The 16,001-nt window shown below is 61.0% G+C and carries 17 protein-coding genes; 10 read left to right on the top strand and 7 right to left on the bottom strand.

Going from position 1 to position 16,001, the window contains the following annotated elements:
* Positions 1-471 (top strand): hypothetical protein (locus tag MOV76_RS18930; protein WP_247265073.1); only part of this gene is annotated, 471 nt, incomplete at its 5' end.
* A gap of 220 nt (positions 472-691) precedes the next feature.
* On the opposite strand, the gene MOV76_RS18935 is transcribed toward MOV76_RS18930, so the two are convergent.
* Entirely contained in the window at positions 692-1,594 is a 903-nt protein-coding gene (locus MOV76_RS18935; protein WP_018246938.1) for a proline iminopeptidase-family hydrolase, read from the bottom strand.
* A 63-nt stretch (positions 1,595-1,657) separates the two neighbouring features.
* Positions 1,658-2,470 (bottom strand): LuxR family transcriptional regulator, encoded by an 813-nt coding sequence (locus MOV76_RS18940; RefSeq protein WP_018246939.1) that lies wholly within the window; start codon positions 2,468-2,470, stop codon positions 1,658-1,660.
* Positions 2,471-2,599: 129 nt separating this feature from the next.
* On the opposite strand from MOV76_RS18940, the gene MOV76_RS18945 reads away from it, so the two are divergent.
* From MOV76_RS18945 to MOV76_RS18965, 5 genes are read left to right on the top strand one after another with little or no spacing between them, the layout of a single operon-like run.
* A complete protein-coding gene (locus MOV76_RS18945; RefSeq protein WP_018449004.1) occupies positions 2,600-3,490 on the top strand; it encodes a proline iminopeptidase-family hydrolase in 891 nt (296 codons plus the stop codon).
* A gap of 51 nt (positions 3,491-3,541) precedes the next feature.
* On the top strand, positions 3,542-4,480 hold the full coding sequence (locus MOV76_RS18950; RefSeq protein WP_018246941.1) for an ABC transporter permease: 939 nt from the start codon (positions 3,542-3,544) through the stop codon (positions 4,478-4,480).
* Entirely contained in the window at positions 4,477-5,328 is an 852-nt protein-coding gene (locus MOV76_RS18955) for an ABC transporter permease (RefSeq protein WP_018449003.1), read from the top strand. Before MOV76_RS18950 ends, MOV76_RS18955 begins: the two co-directional genes overlap by 4 nt.
* Positions 5,325-7,034 carry an ABC transporter ATP-binding protein gene (locus MOV76_RS18960; RefSeq protein WP_193445082.1) on the top strand — a complete coding sequence of 570 codons (1,710 nt, stop codon included), beginning with the start codon at positions 5,325-5,327 and terminating at the stop codon, positions 7,032-7,034. The genes MOV76_RS18955 and MOV76_RS18960 overlap by 4 nt, the downstream gene beginning before the upstream one ends.
* 19 nt (positions 7,035-7,053) lie before the next feature.
* Positions 7,054-8,568: an ABC transporter substrate-binding protein gene (locus MOV76_RS18965; protein WP_247265061.1), complete on the top strand. Its 1,515-nt coding sequence runs from the start codon at positions 7,054-7,056 to the stop codon at positions 8,566-8,568.
* Between the two features lie 84 nt (positions 8,569-8,652).
* Here the strand turns inward: MOV76_RS18965 and yghU are convergent, their stop codons facing one another.
* Both yghU and MOV76_RS18975 read right to left on the bottom strand, forming a co-directional pair.
* The gene (yghU, locus tag MOV76_RS18970; protein ID WP_130654194.1) at positions 8,653-9,528 is read right to left on the bottom strand and encodes a glutathione-dependent disulfide-bond oxidoreductase; all 876 of its coding nucleotides are present in this window, start codon (positions 9,526-9,528) and stop codon (positions 8,653-8,655) included.
* A 192-nt stretch (positions 9,529-9,720) separates the two neighbouring features.
* Positions 9,721-10,623, bottom strand: coding sequence for an NAD(P)-dependent oxidoreductase (locus tag MOV76_RS18975; RefSeq protein ID WP_130654193.1), 903 nt, complete (start codon positions 10,621-10,623; stop codon positions 9,721-9,723).
* A gap of 160 nt (positions 10,624-10,783) precedes the next feature.
* Here MOV76_RS18975 and MOV76_RS18980 point away from each other — a divergent pair, with 160 nt between their 5' ends.
* The 3 genes from MOV76_RS18980 to MOV76_RS18990 all read left to right on the top strand — a co-directional run bounded on the left by MOV76_RS18980 (position 10,784) and on the right by MOV76_RS18990 (position 12,612).
* Entirely contained in the window at positions 10,784-11,251 is a 468-nt protein-coding gene (locus MOV76_RS18980) for a universal stress protein (protein WP_130654192.1), read from the top strand.
* Between the two features lie 120 nt (positions 11,252-11,371).
* Positions 11,372-12,286: a DnaJ C-terminal domain-containing protein gene (locus tag MOV76_RS18985; RefSeq protein WP_130654191.1), complete on the top strand. Its 915-nt coding sequence runs from the start codon at positions 11,372-11,374 to the stop codon at positions 12,284-12,286.
* Positions 12,287-12,288: 2 nt separating this feature from the next.
* Positions 12,289-12,612, top strand: a complete 324-nt coding sequence (locus MOV76_RS18990; protein WP_018246950.1) for a chaperone modulator CbpM — start codon at positions 12,289-12,291, stop codon at positions 12,610-12,612.
* 13 nt (positions 12,613-12,625) lie between these two features.
* Here the strand turns inward: MOV76_RS18990 and MOV76_RS18995 are convergent, their stop codons facing one another.
* Genes MOV76_RS18995 through MOV76_RS19005 form a run of 3 tightly spaced genes read right to left on the bottom strand, consistent with a single transcriptional unit; the run spans position 12,626 to position 14,798 of the window.
* Entirely contained in the window at positions 12,626-13,555 is a 930-nt protein-coding gene (locus MOV76_RS18995; RefSeq protein WP_130654190.1) for a phosphatidate cytidylyltransferase, read from the bottom strand.
* Positions 13,552-14,172 (bottom strand): 1-acyl-sn-glycerol-3-phosphate acyltransferase, encoded by a 621-nt coding sequence (locus MOV76_RS19000; protein ID WP_018246952.1) that lies wholly within the window; start codon positions 14,170-14,172, stop codon positions 13,552-13,554. Before MOV76_RS19000 ends, MOV76_RS18995 begins: the two co-directional genes overlap by 4 nt.
* Positions 14,169-14,798 carry a CDP-alcohol phosphatidyltransferase family protein gene (locus MOV76_RS19005; RefSeq protein WP_018448995.1) on the bottom strand — a complete coding sequence of 210 codons (630 nt, stop codon included), beginning with the start codon at positions 14,796-14,798 and terminating at the stop codon, positions 14,169-14,171. Before MOV76_RS19005 ends, MOV76_RS19000 begins: the two co-directional genes overlap by 4 nt.
* A gap of 208 nt (positions 14,799-15,006) precedes the next feature.
* Here MOV76_RS19005 and MOV76_RS19010 point away from each other — a divergent pair, with 208 nt between their 5' ends.
* A complete protein-coding gene (locus MOV76_RS19010; RefSeq protein ID WP_018448994.1) occupies positions 15,007-15,993 on the top strand; it encodes a BMP family protein in 987 nt (328 codons plus the stop codon).
* Positions 15,994-16,001 lie beyond the last annotated feature (8 nt).

Genomic DNA, 16,001 nt, shown 5'->3' on the forward strand with positions numbered 1-16,001 from the left:
ATTGGTCAGGACGCGATTGTTCCAGATTGCTTCCAGCGACGGAATGAATTCTTCGAGCGGCGGCAGGCTGGGCTTCGTTACATAGATCTTTTCGTTTTTCATGACGCCGTCGAGGAGTTGGGCATTATCGCGCAATGGGCCTGGTACGAACATCACGGCTTAACCTGTTCCCAGGCTGACCAGAACATGATGCCGCAAAGTGTGAGCGGTTTTCGGACGACATCATACTCTAATTATATGCAGCACGATTGCCTCCACGGGATCGCGGCCGAGGTCGATCGCAGCCCGATGGAAAAGATCCTTGCTGATCTTCCGCCGCAGGATCATGCATTCGTGGTCGTCCTCCCAGACGCCATCAAGGCCGGCCGGCACCCCGTCGATATCGCCATGCTTCTGCAGTCGGCGGTGCTCCCGCCCGTCACAGCGGCATTGCGCCCGCACCAGCCGGCCGAATTGATTCCGAGGCGATGATAGGGCGTGCCTGAAATATGCGTGCGGCCGCGCGGAATGCGCAGAAGCTCGCCTCCAGACCGCGCCAGGTACGGCCCCTGCTCGTTGCGAGGATGTTCGCGCTTTCTGTTTGCGGATGATCGTTCATCGGTCCGTTCCATTCACTCTTGAATGGGACGGAGACTATCGCAAGCGCCACTGCCGCAGCAAGAAACGGTGTAGCCGGCGCGGGCGAGTTTTCTCAATCGTGCCGCGACAGGAAACCGGAAACGGTCGCCAGGCAAAGCTGCTTTTCCTCGACATGCGGCATGTGGCTGGAATTTTCGAAGAGCACCCATTCGCAGCCCGGAACGCGTTCGAGATAGGGCCTTACCACCAGGGGCGTCGCTTCGTCGTATTTTCCCGAAATCAGCAGCGTCGGGGCCTCGATTCGGTCGAGCCTGTTCTCGATCGTCCAGTCCTTCATCGTGCCGATGACGTGAAATTCGGTCGGGCCGTTCATGTTGCGGTAGACGGTGTTGTCTTCGTCCATGATCGCAAAGGTCCGCGCCACTTCAGGCGGCCACGGCACCACCCTGCAGACATGGCGGTCATAGAAGACGCGCGAGGCGGCGATATATTCCGGATCGGTGAGGCTTCCCGCCAGTTCATGCTTCAGCAGCGTGTCCTGCACCTCTTTCGGCAGTTCCTGCCTCAGCCGGTTCGCCTCCGAAACCCAGGTGTGCATGTTGGCCGGCGAGTTGGCGATGACGAGCGCCTTCAGGCCTTGTGGCCGGCGCACCGCATGTTCGGCACCGAGCATGCCGCCCCAGGACTGACCGAGGAAGGCATAACGATGCTGAATGCCGAGATGGGAAAGCAGCGCGTCCAACTCTTCGAGAAACAGACCGACCGTCCAGAAATCCGGGCCCTTTTCCGGAAGTCGGGTGGAGTTGCCATTGCCGAGCTGGTCGTAATGGATGACCGGACGGCCGTCGAGGGCGGCGATATCCTTGAAGGAATCGACATAATCATGGGTGCAGCCGGGCCCGCCGTGGGCGACGACGAGAGGTAGCTTGCCGCTCTCCAGCGAACCGGTGACGCGATACCAGGTGTGATAGTCGCGAAAGGGCAGATAGGCTTCGTTGGTCGTGACTTCGCCCACTGGCGTCTCCATCTCTTAGCAATGAGAAAAAGCATAACGCGGCGACGACGGTGAAGGCAGCTATCACAAGTTATAGGGTGGCCAATTATGGGTCGGCCGGTCTTCGAGCAGGCGGTAGTGGGTGGCACGCACCACGGCCTGGGTGCGGTTGCGGGCGCCGAGTTTCTTTGTCGCGGCGTTCAGATGCATCACGACGGTCGGTACGGAACGGTCGATGATGCGGGAAATTTCCTTGGCGGAGTAACCTTCCGCCGAATGACGCAGGCACTCACGTTCCCGCTCGGTCAGGCGGATCGTGCCGACGCTCTTCGCCCGCGTGTCGAAAAGCGAATAGGCGGTCTCATGGAAAACATGGGCAAGCAGGTTAAAGTCGGCGATATAGCGCAGTGCGTGCCGTTCGAAATCTTTGTTCCGGCCGAAGCGGATGCCGGTGACGGTCGCATAGTCGCCGCGTGGCATGTGAACCGGAACGGTGACGCCGGTCGACATATCGCGTTCGCTTAAATAACGCGTCACCGGCGCGGTGTCGTCGTTCATGAAACGGTTGATCAGCGTGTCGGCGTCCGGGTCGTAGTTCCAGAAGAAGGGCGCGGAGGTGCGCAGCGCCACCTGTTGCACCGGATCGATACGGAAATAGCCGCGATTGAACCAGTAGTCGTGCATGTCGTCGGAGATATTCCGCAGCTTCAGCAGCGATGGTATCATGATCGCGCCGTCGAGATCGTAAGGCACCGGCGTATAGTCGTAGATCAGCGCCTCGAAGCCGATCTGCTTCATCGCCTCGAAGGCCTGGTCGATCCGGCCGTCCAGCGTCTCATGCGCTGTGAACTGCCGTCTGATCGTTCCAATGTCGTCAAGAATGGGGTCGTCAAGCATGGGCGGCTCCCGGGTTCGGCATTTCGGCCCACCCTATCACTTCTTATAGCTGGCACAGAATGCGGTTTAAGGTAAAAATTTAGCCGTGCCCAAATATTGAGCAAGCGAAATCTTCTGCCGGAGCGATCAATGTGGCGTGAAATACGGCCAGACGAGCGATTCGAGATCGATGTGGATGGCTATCGCGTCGTTGCCTATAGTTTCGGGACCGGCAGCGAGACAGTTTTCTGCCTGAACGGCGGGCCGGGTCTGCCCTGCGATTACCTGCGCGAGGCGCATTCCTGTCTCACCGACAAGGGCTATCGTGTCGTCGCCTTCGACCAACTCGGCACCGGCGCTTCCGACCGGCCGGACGATCTCTCGCTCTGGACGATCGGCCGTTATGTCGAGGAGACCGAGACGGTGCGTAAAGCGCTGGGGCTCGGCAAGATCCATATGCTCGGCCATTCCTGGGGCGGCTGGCTGGCGATCGATTACGCCCTGACCTATCCCGAGAACCTCAAGACACTGATCCTCGAAGATACTGTCGCCGACATGCCGCATCTGATCTTGGAACTGGAACGGCTGCGCGCAGCGCTCGGCCCGGAAACGGTCTCGATGATGCAGAAGCACGAGGCGCAGGGCACCTACAATCATCCGGAATATCTCGCTGCCGTCACCATCCTCAACTATCGCCACGTCTGCCGTCTGCCGGAATGGCCGGCGCCGGTGCGCCGCTCGCTCGACGATTGGAACATGGCGCCCTATGAGACGATGCAGGGGCCGAACGAGTTCCTCTATATCGGCAACCTCAAGGACTGGAACCGCATCCCCGATCTGCCGCGGCTGACGCTGCCCGTGCTCATCACGACGGGAGAGCATGACGAGCTGACGCCGGCCTGTGCGCTCAGGATGAAGCTTGCGCTGCCGAATGCCGAGCTCAAGGTATTTGCCAATGCCAGCCATATGCCGTTCTATGAGAACCCGCAGGACTATTATCCGGCGCTTCTCGATTTTCTCGACCGGCACGAGGCAGGCTGATGCAAGAGGGAGCGGACCGAACCCGACGAAGACAAAGGGGCGATCGCCGTCATGCATCGCTATAAATTCGTTCTGACGCGACCGCTGCAGTTCCTGCCCGTCATCTTCGGTATCAGCGTCATCACTTTCATTCTGGTCCGGCTGATCCCCGGCGATCCGGCGCGCAATATCCTCGGGACGCGCGCGACGCCGGCAGCGCTTGCCAGCATTCGCGCCCAGTACGGCCTCGACCAGCCGATGTGGCTGCAATATGTCTATTTCCTCAAGAACCTCGCCAACGGCGAGATGGGCAAGTCGATCCTCTACAAGATCGACGTGCTGAAGCTGATTGTCACCCGTATCGAGCCGACACTCGCGCTCGTCGTCTCCAGCGTCGTGCTTTCGGTCCTGATCGCGGTGCCGATGGCCGCAATCGCCGCACGTAATGCCGGCCGGGCGCCGGATCATGCGGTGCGCATCGTCTCGACCTTCGGCATCGGCTTTCCGCCCTTCTGGCTGGGTTTGATGCTGATCATCCTCTTCAGCGTCGAACTCGGTGTGCTGCCGGTCTCGGGCTATGGTGCGACGATCGGCGAAAAGCTGTCGCATCTGGTGCTGCCGAGCCTGACGGTGGCGCTGTCGCTTTCGACCGTGCTGACGCGCAGCCTGAGGGCGGCGATGATCGACCAGCTGAAATCGGATGTTGCGACGGCGGCGCGCGCCCGCGGCATGCCCGAAGGTATCGTCTTCTGGCGGCATGTACTGCCGAATTCGCTGGTGCCGACGATCAACCTGCTCGCCGTCAACATCGGCTGGCTGATCGGCGGTACGGTGGTGGTCGAAAGCGTCTTTGCGCTGCCCGGCATGGGGCAGTTGCTGGTCCGGGCGATATTCTCGCGTGACTACATGGTGGTCCAGGGCGTCGCCATGGTCTTTGCCTGCGCCACCGTGCTTATCAACTTCATCGCAGACATCGTCACCGTCGCAGTCGATCCGAGGGTGAAGCTATGAGCATCGAGGCGAGTGCCCCCGCATCTCTCGGCTGGCGCCGGTTCTTCGGCCGGCGGCTGATGCTTGCCGTCGGTGCCGGCTTGCTGCTGTTCTTCGTCCTGCTGGCGATCGGTGCGCCCATCATCGCGCCCTACGACCCGATCATGCAGAATGCCGAGGTGCGCCTGCAGGCGCCTTCACTGTTGCACCCCTTCGGCACTGACAATTTCGGCCGCGATATTCTCTCCCGCGTTATCTGGGGCGCGCGCCTCGACCTGCAGATGGCGCTGATCGGCGTCATCTTCCCCTTCGTGATCGGCACAACAGTTGGCACGATCGCCGGCTTTTTCGGTGGAATCGTCGATGCGCTGTTCATGCGCCTCGTCGATATCATCCTCGCCTTCCCCTTCCTCGTGCTGATGCTGTCGATCATCGCGATCCTCGGCCCAGGCCTCGGCAGTTTCTATATCGCCATGGCGCTGGTCGGCTGGGTCTCCTATGCGCGGCTGATCCGGGCGCAGATGCTGGTGCTGAAGGGCAGCGACTATGCCGTTGCTGCCGTCAGCCTCGGCTTTAGCCGCCCACGGATCATGTTCCGCCACCTGCTACCGAACGCGATCGCCGGCTCGATTGTCTTTTCGATGTCGGATGCGACGCTGGTGCTGCTCAGCGGCGCTGCTGTCAGCTATCTCGGCCTCGGCGTCCAGCCGCCGATCGCCGAATGGGGTGTCATGGTCGCGGAAGGACAGAGCTTCATCACGACCGCATGGTGGATCACGCTGTTTCCCGGCCTCTCCATCGTTTGCCTCGCCTTCGGTTTCAGCATGCTGGGCGACGCGCTCGGCGAACTGCTGGGGGTGCACGAATGAGCGGCTCCGTGCTGTCCGTCCGTGATCTCACAGTCAGGGCGCATGTCGATTCCGGCCCGCGCACGCTGCTCGATGCGGTCTCGCTCGACCTCGGCAAGGGCGAGATCCTTGGTCTCGTCGGTGAGAGCGGCTCGGGCAAGAGCCTGTTCTGCCGTTCCCTGGTGCGCCTGCTGCCCTCCTCGCTGCTGAAGATCGAAAGCGGTAGCGTGCTGCTCGAAGGGCGCGACCTCATGCGGGTCGACGATGGCGAGATGCTGAAAGTGCGCGGCGGCGAGATCGGCATGATCTTCCAGAACCCGACCAGCCATCTCGACCCGGTGATGCGGATCGGCGATCAGATCGCCGAGGGCATCCGCTATCACCAGGGCCTCAACACCCGGGAGGCTCGCGTCGCGGCGACGGAAATCCTGGCGCAAGTCGGCTTCCCCGATCCGAAGCGCCAGTATGATAGCTATCCGCACGAATTTTCCGGCGGCATGCGGCAGCGGGCGATGATCGGCGTGGCGCTGTCCTGCAATCCGAAGATCCTGATCGCCGACGAGCCGACCACGGCGCTCGACGTGACCATTCAGGCGCAGATCCTGCGGCTGTTGATTGACATTCGCGACCGGCGCGGCCTGTCGATCATTCTGATCACCCACGATCTCGGTATTGTCGCCCAGACCTGCGACCGTATTGCCGTGCTGCGCGGCGGCAAACTGCTCGAAGAGGGGCCGAAGCGGACGATCCTGGCGCGACCGCAGCATCCCTATACGATCAACCTGATCAACAGCCACCCTTCCCTGCCGAGCGCGATATCGGCGCCGTTACCCGAGCTTGCCGGAGCCAGCAACCCGGCGAGGCCGTTGCTCGAAATCGACGATCTCCATGTACGATTCAGAGCGGGCGGCGCCCTGCTCAGGGGGGGTGCCAAGACAGTCAGCGCCGTTGCCGGCGTCAGCCTGCAGATCATGCTGGGCGAGACGGTCGGCATCGTCGGCGAATCCGGCAGCGGCAAGAGCACGCTTGCCCGTGCCGTGCTCGGCCTCACCCCGCTTTCCTCGGGTCACGTCACTTTCGACGGTATCGATCTGGCGCTGCAGAAAAGCGCGGGCCTCGCAAAGCTCAGGCGCGAGACGGCGATGGTCTTCCAGGACCCCTACAATGCGCTCAATCCGCGGCTGACGATCGGGCAGATGCTGGCCGAGGTACTGAAGGTGCAGGGCAAGGTCGCCAGGGCCGATATCCCGGCGCGGATCGGCGAACTGCTCGATCTCGTCGGCCTCGAACGTGAATTCGCCGGCCGCAAACCGCGCAGCATGAGCGGCGGCCAGTGCCAGCGCGCCGGCATCGCCCGAGCCCTCGCCGTCGATCCGAAGATGATCATCGCCGACGAATGCGTGGCCGCCCTCGACGTCACCATCCAGGCGCAGATCATCGAGCTCTTCCGCGAGCTCACGGCGAAGATGAATCTCACGCTGATCTTCATCGCCCATGATCTCGCAATCGTGCGCAATCTCTGCGAACGGGTCGTCGTGATGTATCGCGGCGAGATCGTCGAGGAAGGTCGCTCCGAAGAGGTCTTCGCGCGGCCGAAACATCCCTATACGGCGGCGCTGATTGCCGCCATTCCTGACATCGATCCTGACAAACGGCTGCTTCAAGACGCCGACGGCAAGGACGATCCGCATTCGATGCCGATCCAACCCATCAAACGCATGCCATAACAACGAAGGGAACGAACTCATGACAAACAGGTGGAAATCAATCGGGCTTGCAGCCTTGTTCGCCGGCCTGACGCTCAGTGCAAGCTATGCGGAGGCCGCCGGTGTACTCACCATCGGCCGCCGCGAGGATTCGACGACATTCGATCCGATCAAGACCGCGCAGAACATCGACAACTGGGTGTTCTCCAACGTCTACGACGTGCTGATCCGCGTCGACAAGACAGGCACGAAACTGGAGCCGGGCCTTGCCGAAAGCTGGACCACCTCGGATGACGGGCTGACCTATACGTTCAAGATTCGCGACGCGAAATTTTCCGACGGTACGCCGCTGACGGCGGAAGACGCAGCCTACAGCCTGCTGCGCATCCGCGATGACGCGGCCTCGCTCTGGAGCGATTCCTACAAGGTGATCGACACGGCGGTCGCAACCGACGCCCATACGCTGACGATCAAGCTCAAGAACCCGTCCGCACCGTTCCTTTCGACGCTGGCGCTGCCGAATGCCTCCGTCATCTCCAAGAAGGGCATGGAATCGCTTGGTCCCGATGCCTATGGCGAAAAGCCGATCGCATCCGGCGCCTTCGTGGTCGAGGAATGGCGGCGCGGCGACCGCGTCATTCTCAAGAAGAACCCGAATTTCTGGCAGGCGGACCGGGTGAAGCTCGACGGCGTCGAGTGGATCTCGGTGCCTGACGACAATACCCGCATGCTGAACGTCCAGGCTGGTGAGCTGGATACGGCGATCTTCGTGCCCTTTTCCCGCGTCGAGGAGTTGAAGAAGGACCCGAACCTCAACGTCGATATCGACGCTTCGACCCGCGAAGATCATCTGCTGATCAACCATGCGCATGGCGCGCTCGGCAAAAAGGAAGTCCGCCAGGCGCTGGATCTTGCGATCGACAAGAAGGCGATCGTCGACACCGTCACCTTCGGCCAGGGCACGGTTGCCAACTCCTACATTCCGAAGGGCGCCCTCTATTATTATGCCGACAATCTGCAGCGGCCTTATGATCCCGCAAAGGCAAAGGAGCTGCTGGCGGCTGCCGGCGCCTCGGACCTGACGCTGAGTTATCTGGTCCGCGCCGGCGACGAAGTCGACGAACAGACGGCTGTGCTCGTCCAGCAGCAGTTGCAGAAGGCCGGCATCACCGCCAATCTGCAGAAGGTCGACCCAAGCCAGGAATGGGACATGATCGTTGCCGGCGACTACGACATCTCGGTCAACTACTGGACCAACGACATTCTCGATCCGGACCAGAAGACCACCTTCGTCCTCGGCCACGATTCCAACAACAACTACTCGACCAATTACAAGAGCGAGGCGGTGAAGGAACTGGTTGCCAAGGCGCGCCTCGAGCTCGACCCGAAGAAGCGCGAACAGATGTATGTCGATCTGCAGAAGATGGCCAAGGACGACGTCAACTGGATCGACCTCTATTACAGCCCCTATATCAACGTCTCACGCAAGAATATCGAGAACTTCTACCAGAACCCGCTCGGCCGGTTCTTCCTGGAAGATACGGTCAAGAACTGAGTTCTGACAGCATTCAGATTTTCCGCCGCCGTAAAGGCGGCGGAACATCATTTGTTGCTGCGACACGTGGCTGGGGCCGCTTGCTTACTCGGCGGCCGCGAGCTTGTCCTGCGTCCTGGTGTCGAAGTCGCTGGCGTCGTGGCGCTCATGCAACTGGCTCGAGGGCTCACCGGAGAGGCGGTTGACCATCCGGCCGCGTTGCACGGCCGGCCGGCTGTGGATGGTGTCGGCCCAGCGCAGCACGTTCGTATAGTCCTCGACCTGCAGAAACTCGGCTGCACCGTAGGTCCAGCCCTTCACCAACCCGCCATACCAGGGCCAGACGGCAATATCGGCGATCGTATAATCGCTGCCTGCCAGATACTCGCTTTCGGCAAGGCGACGATCGAGCACGTCGAGCTGACGCTTCACCTCCATGGCGAAGCGGTCGATCGCATATTCGATCTTCGTCGGCGCATAGGCGTAGAAATGGCCGAAGCCGCCGCCGAGATAGGGGGCGCTACCCATCTGCCAGAATAGCCATGACAGGCATTCGGCGCGGGCGGCCGGTTCAGTCGGCAGGAAGGCGTCGAACTTTTCAGCGAGATAGGTCAGGATGGCGCCGGATTCGAAGACACGGATCGGCTTTGGCCCGCTGCGGTCCATCAGCGCCGGTATCTTGGAATTGGGATTGACCGCGACGAAACCGCTGCCGAACTGGTCGCCATCGCCGATCTTGATCAGCCAGGCGTCATACTCGGCACCTTCATGGCCAAGGGCCAGCAGCTCCTCGAGCATGATAGTGACCTTCTGGCCGTTCGGGGTGCCGAGCGAATAGAGCTGCAGCGGATGGCGACCGACCGGAAGCTCCTTGTCATGCGTCGGCCCTGATATCGGGCGGTTGATACTGGCGAATTGGCCGCCATTCGCCTTGTTCCAGGTCCAGACCTTCGGGGGTGTATAATCGGGAGAACCGCTCATCTTTCAAACTCCTGGCATTGATCGGACAGAGCGCGACGCCGGTTGGGGCCGCCGCATTTTTCCTGACATAGCAGAGGCGATGAGGTTTTGTCAGAGGTGTCGGAGAAGGTTCACACAATCGTCAGAGTGTTGGAAAGCCCATGGCTCCATCTCTCATATTCGGTTGCTACGACTATTGCTTGACCATTGCGATCAGTTTTCAGTTCCCGAGGAAGCGATGATCTCGTCCAGCTGTCCGACGAGCACGCGGCTGCCCTCCACGTCGCCAGCCATCCTGGTAAAGAGGTCCGCCATGCCGCGGAAGATGGTCGCCGCCGGATCATCGTCTCCAAGGAAATCGGCAATCTCCTGCATTTCGGCGACCCATCGATAGGCCTTCGGGTACATGTCGGGAATGGATCTCGACAGCTTGCGATCGACGTCCGGAAGGCTTTCGGAGAGTTCGGCTTTCAGGCTTTCGGCAGCACCCGAACGCGATGCGGCAAGCAGCATGGCGGTGCCGAGGCCGGTAAATCCCTTGTTGATGCCGGCATAACACATCTTCAGGGCCGAGGCGGCGCCGAGCGGTCCGTCGAGCCTGCGGATCCGCAGGCCGCAATCCTCGAGCAGCCGGCTCCGCTCCGCGGTATCGCCGCTGATATAGATGGTCGGACCTGATTTGCCGGGGACCGGCGGCCCGCCGATGATCGCACCGTCAAGCACTTCGACGCCGCTGCTTTCGAAGCGTGCCGCCAACGCCTGCATCGTTTTCGGCGCAATTGCGTTAAGGTCGACGAAGGGCGGCGGGGCCGGCATCCCCGACGATATGTCAGCGACGAGGTCGGCGACCTTGATCGCCTCCGATGGCGGAACGATCGACAGGATCAGCTCGGCCTTCGTCAGCTCCTGGCGGCCGACCGGCACCATGCCGGCTGCCTTTGCCCGCGCAATCGTCTGCTCGCTCCTGCCCTCGAGGTAAGTCAGCACCGTGGCGTCGTGGTCGACCAGCCGTTTGGCGACAGCACTTCCCATCGCACCCGATCCGATAATCGCAAAATTCGGCATATGAACCTCAATCAGTGACGACATCGGGTTAGAAATGTTGCTGATGGCCATGCCGTCAACTGCGACGATTCAGCCGGAGGTTCGTTCACAAGCAGCTGGCCGTTTCATGCGCGCTGCCGTTGCGGCGCTTTTTCTTGATATTCGTCAATGCCGGGATGGTCGACACCGGTATGATCGGTGTTATCATTCGCATTCGAGGATTTGGATTTCAATGTATCGAACGATCATCTGCGGCATCGGCATGGGCTCCCGGGAAACGGCAAGCCGCCTTTTGCGTCGGGCTGCTGCGCTGGTGGATGAAGGCGGAAGCCTCGTCGTCATGCACGTCATCGAGAGTATCCCCCACAGTCACCTGACGGAGCTTCCCGAAGAATTCGAAACGACCGCGATCGTCGACGCCGAAAAGAAACTTGCATCGCTTTGTAAAGAGATGGGAGTTCCGGCAACGATCGAGGTTCGTATCGGCGTTGCCGCCTCCGTGCTCGTCTCCGTCGCAAGGCAGAAATCGGCCGATCTCATCCTGCTTTCATCCCATGTGACGGATATCACCGACTATGTCTTCTCCTCGATCGTCGACAAGGTCGTGCGCCACGCCGGGTGCTCGGTTCTCATCGATCGGCGACCCGATCCCGCGCATGAAGGCTCGGCGCCTCAAGTGGAAGACGCGGCGTTGTTTTAGTTCCGCTGCGGATTGATGAAGTCGATCAGACCGACCGGCCTCCCCTCCCCGGCGGCGGCCCGACAACCTATATCATCCCCAAGCCAACCAGCAGTATTCGCTGCCTGACCGGAGATATGCATGAGCCAGGATCCATATGAGCTTCTGGGCGTAAAGCGGGATGCGACGCAAAAGGATATTCAAAGCGCGTTCCGCAAGCTCGCCAAGAAACTTCACCCCGACCTCAACCCCGGCGACAAAAAGGCCGAGGAACGGTTCAAGGAAATTTCAACCGCCTACGAGATCTTGAGCGACGAGGAAAAACGCGGACGCTTCGATCGCGGCGAGATCGATATAACAGGCGCCGAGCGGGCGCAGCGCAATTATTACCGCGACTATGCTTCAAAGAGCGGCCCTGGCGATCCCTATCACAACAGTGCCGGCTTTGCCGATTTCGGCGATGCCGACGATATCTTTGCCAACTTCTTTTCGCGCCGGGCGGGAGGCGGCCAGAACCATGGTCGTGGCCGGGACCGCCAGTTCTCCATGGAGGTCGATTTTCTCGAGGCCGCCAACGGCACCAGGACGGAAGTCAAGCTGCCGAATGGTCCGGCGCTTGACGTGCAGATCCCGCCGGGGACGCGCGACGGCCAGACCTTGCGGCTGCGCGGCAAGGGCGAGCCTGGCATCGGAGGCGGACCGGCGGGCGATGCCCTGATCGAAATCCGTGTCCGCCCGCACCGTTTCTTCACGCGAGACGGTGACGATATCCGCCTGGAACTGCCGATCTCCCTCAGCGAGGCCGTGCTCGGTGGCAAGGTTCGTGTGCCGACGCCGTCCGGAGCAGTCAATCTGACGCTGCCGCCTCATTCGAACAGCGGCAAGGTCCTTCGTCTCAAGGGCAAGGGTGTTGCAAAACGCGGCGGCGAACGCGGTGACGTCTACATTTCGCTGAAGATAGTGCTGCCCGACGCCCCGGATGAACGGCTGACGGCCTTCATGAAGGAATGGGCAACAGCAAACTCCTACGATCCGAGAAAGAACATGGAGGCTTGATCATGGATGATCTCGAATTCCGTCTTTACTTGAAAATCGACATCGTCCAGCTTGACCTCTGGGTCGAAGAGGGTTGGCTGATCCCGGAGACGTCAGGCGGCCAACGGCAATTTCGCGACGCCGATGTCGCACGCGCCCGGCTCATCCTGGACCTCATGGGAAACATGGGTGTCAACGAAGCCGGCGTCGATATCGTCATGGAGCTGGTCGACGAGTTGCACGGCCTGCGGGGAACGATGGGCAAGCTGATGACCGCCATCAGCAAGCAGGAGCGGGATGTTCAGCACCGGCTGTTCGAGAGCCTCGAGGAGATCGACCGGCTTTAGCCAAAACCAGCTTCTACGTGGTGAACCAATAGCGGACGATGTGGAAGAACAGCGGCGCTGCGAAGGTGATGGAATCCAAGCGGTCGAGCACGCCGCCATGGCCCTCGATCACATAGCCCCAGTCCTTGGCATTGAGATCGCGCTTGATGGCCGAGAGCACGAAGCCGCCGAAGAAGCCCGCGACGACGATGACCGTGCTGATCGCTGCGGCCTGCAGCGGAGAGAACGGCGTCAGGCGATAAAGCAACGTTCCCACAAGGATGGCCGAGGCGCCGCCTCCAACCAGCCCTTCGATCGTCTTCGACGGGCTGATATTCGGCGAGAAACGGTGCTTTCCGAGGAGCTTGCCCCAGACATACTGGAAGACGTCGCTGAGCTGCACGACTACGACCAGATAGACGAGAAGAAGTGCCGACGGTGTGCCGGTCTCGAGCATGAGGAGCGCGGGAGCGTGGCTGATCGAATAGACCGTCAGCATCAATCCCCATTGCACCCTGGCGCTGCGAGCGAGGAATTCGTTGACGTCACCCGTCAAGGTCGCCACCGCCGGCAGGATCAGGAATGCATAGACCGGGATGAAGATCGCAAAGAGGCCGTACCACTCCGTTCCGAGCAGTACGTAATGCAGCGGCAAGACGACGAAGAAGGACAGGAAAAGCGCCAGATGATCGCCGCGCCGCGATGGTGTCAGGGTCCAGAATTCGCGAAGCGCCATAAAGGATAGGAATGCGAACAGGATGACGGTCGCCGTGTCGCCGAGCAGGATTGCGCCGCCGAACACTGCGACCATGATCCACCAGGAGCGGATACGGGCGTTGAGATTTTGGACGGTGGCGACGGAGCCGGGCTCGGTTGCGCGCCGCTGCAGAATGAAACCGACCGCGGAGGCGACGGCAAGCAGGCCGAGGATGGCGGCCAGTACGATGGAGAAAATGCTGGTCATGCAATGCGCCCCCCGTCCGCGAGCTCAATGACCGCGGCACGGGCGCGGGCCAGGAATTCGGTCTTTTCCTCGCCCGGTTCGACGCGGAGCGGCTTGCCGAAGCGCGCCGTGCAGGTGATCGGGACGATCAGCATGCTTCCCTTCGGCAGGATGCGCTGAAGATTATCGAGATGGATCGGCACGAGATCGACATCCGGAAAACGGCAGGCGAGGCGATAGATGCCGCTGCGGAACGGGGCGACCTCATCGGTGGCGCTTCTCGTTCCCTCAGGAAAAATCAGGATCGAACGGCCTTCCTCGAGCAGGCGCTCGAGAGGTTCCAGCGGATTGCTGTCGGGCAGAGGTTTGCGGTCTATCAGGACGGCGCGCAGGCACTTCTCCGCTATGAACCGGCGAAAGGCATTGGTTCCCCAATAATCTCGTGCGGCGACCGGATGGGTCAGCCGGCGCACAGGCCACGGCAGGGCAGCCATGACGGCGACGGTATCGACATGGCTGTTGTGATTGGCGAAATAGATGCGGCGGCGGGGATCGGGCGTGCAGCCTCGCCATTCGCTTCGGGCGCCGACCAGAATACGGACGAACAGCACGAGAAGGCGACGGACGAGCGCGATCATGGTCTCTCCAGCGAACGGGCAAGCGTTATCGTGCGTGTGATGCAGGTGATGAGGCTTCCGGCCGCGATGATCGCCGACGCGAGGATCAGCGACCAATTGCTGGCGGATATCAGCGTCTCGATACTCTGGGCAACGAGGCCCGCGGTCAGTACCGCCATGCGGCGCTGTTTGGCCATGATGCCGCTGAAGTCTTGGGGAAGACCGACCGCTCCTCCGAAGACCCTGATATAGGCGGTGAGTGCAGCAAGCAGCGCAGCTAACCAGCCGAGCCAGGCAAAGCCGCAGGCATAGCCGGCCGCGACAAGAAGCAGACTGTCGGCGATCCGATCGGGAAATTCATTATAGAGCGGTCCGCTCTTGGTTTTCTTGCCGCCTTCGATCGCGACCATCCCGTCCAGCAGATTACAGACGAGCCGCAGTTGCACCGAGATCGCCGCACAGACCATCGCAATCGGATGTGATGTAAGCAGGATAAGCGCTGCGCCGATACCGGCAAATAGGGTCGACAGTAGCGAAATGCCGTTCGGCGTGACGCCGGTGCGCGCCAGCCATGCGCTGGTGCCGATCGCCCAGGACGACGATCGGCTCGCGATCGGTCGCCGCGAAGCGTCCTCATCTTCCCCCATTTTCATTTTCCCCAACCCCTATCCTCCTTGCATATCCTGCCAATGTCGTCGCGCCAAGCCGCGACGACACACAGGTTCGGAAAAATTGGCTGCAAAACACAAGGCGCAACAGATTGAACAGCCTGATTTTTAAGCCCATTCGCTGCTTGACACATTTTTAGGCGCTACTATGATTTTTGAACCAAATGGTAAAAAAGGGGAACAATCAATGACCAAAGATATCCTGATTTCACGCCGGGCAGTGATCGCGTCCGGCATTGCGCTTGGGGTCAGCGGCTTTGCCCCGCTGGCAAGAGCCGCCGCGCCGCTGAAGGTTGCCGGCATTCATGCGTCGCCGGTTGAAAATGCCTGGAACTCCTGTCTGCACAAGGCGCTGCAGGACGCGGCCAAGGAAGGCGTCATCGAATATGTCTTCTCCGAAGGCGTCTCCGGCACCGATTATCCCCGCGCCATGCGTGAATATGCAGAACAGGGCAACAAGCTGATTATCGGCGAGGCCTATGCGGTGGAGAAAGAGGCCCGGCAGGTCGCGGCCGACTACCCCGATACCGCTTTTGTCCTGGGTTCGAGCGGCGAGCAGGCCGGCGACAATTTCGGCGTCTTCGGTACCTGGAACCATGACGGCGCCTATCTTGCCGGCATGCTGGCGGGCAAGATGACCAAGTCGAATGTCGTCGGTTCGGTCGGCGCCATTCCGATCCCCGAGGTCAACATGCTGATCAATGCCTTCGCGGCCGGCGTCAAGGCGGTCAATCCGGACGCGAAGCACCTCGTCTCGTTCATCGGCACCTTCTTCGATCCGCCGAAGGCTCGCGAAGCCGGTCTTGCCCAGATCGACGCCGGCGCCGACATCCTGTTCGGCGAGCGCATCGGCACCGCCGATGCCGCCAAGGAGCGCGGCATCAAGTCGGTCGGCTCGCTGATCGACTATACGCCACGTTATCCGGATACGGTGTTTGCCAACGCCATGTGGTATTTCCGGCCGATCCTGGACGCTGCGATCGCCGATGTCGCTGCCGGAAAGCCGGTCGGCAGGAACTACACGTCCTATGGCCTGATGAAGGAAGGCGGCAGCGATATCGTCTTCGTCAAGGGCGTGGCACCCGCCGATGCGGAGGCTGCGATGGAAGCCAAGCGGGCTGAGATCAAGGCCGGCACCTTCGAAGTTCCGAAGATGATGGACGAGCCGAAGTAATTCGGCTC

It is taken from the genome of Rhizobium sp. PRIMUS64, assembly GCF_023006465.1.
Classification (GTDB): Bacteria; Pseudomonadota; Alphaproteobacteria; order Rhizobiales; family Rhizobiaceae; genus Rhizobium; species Rhizobium leguminosarum.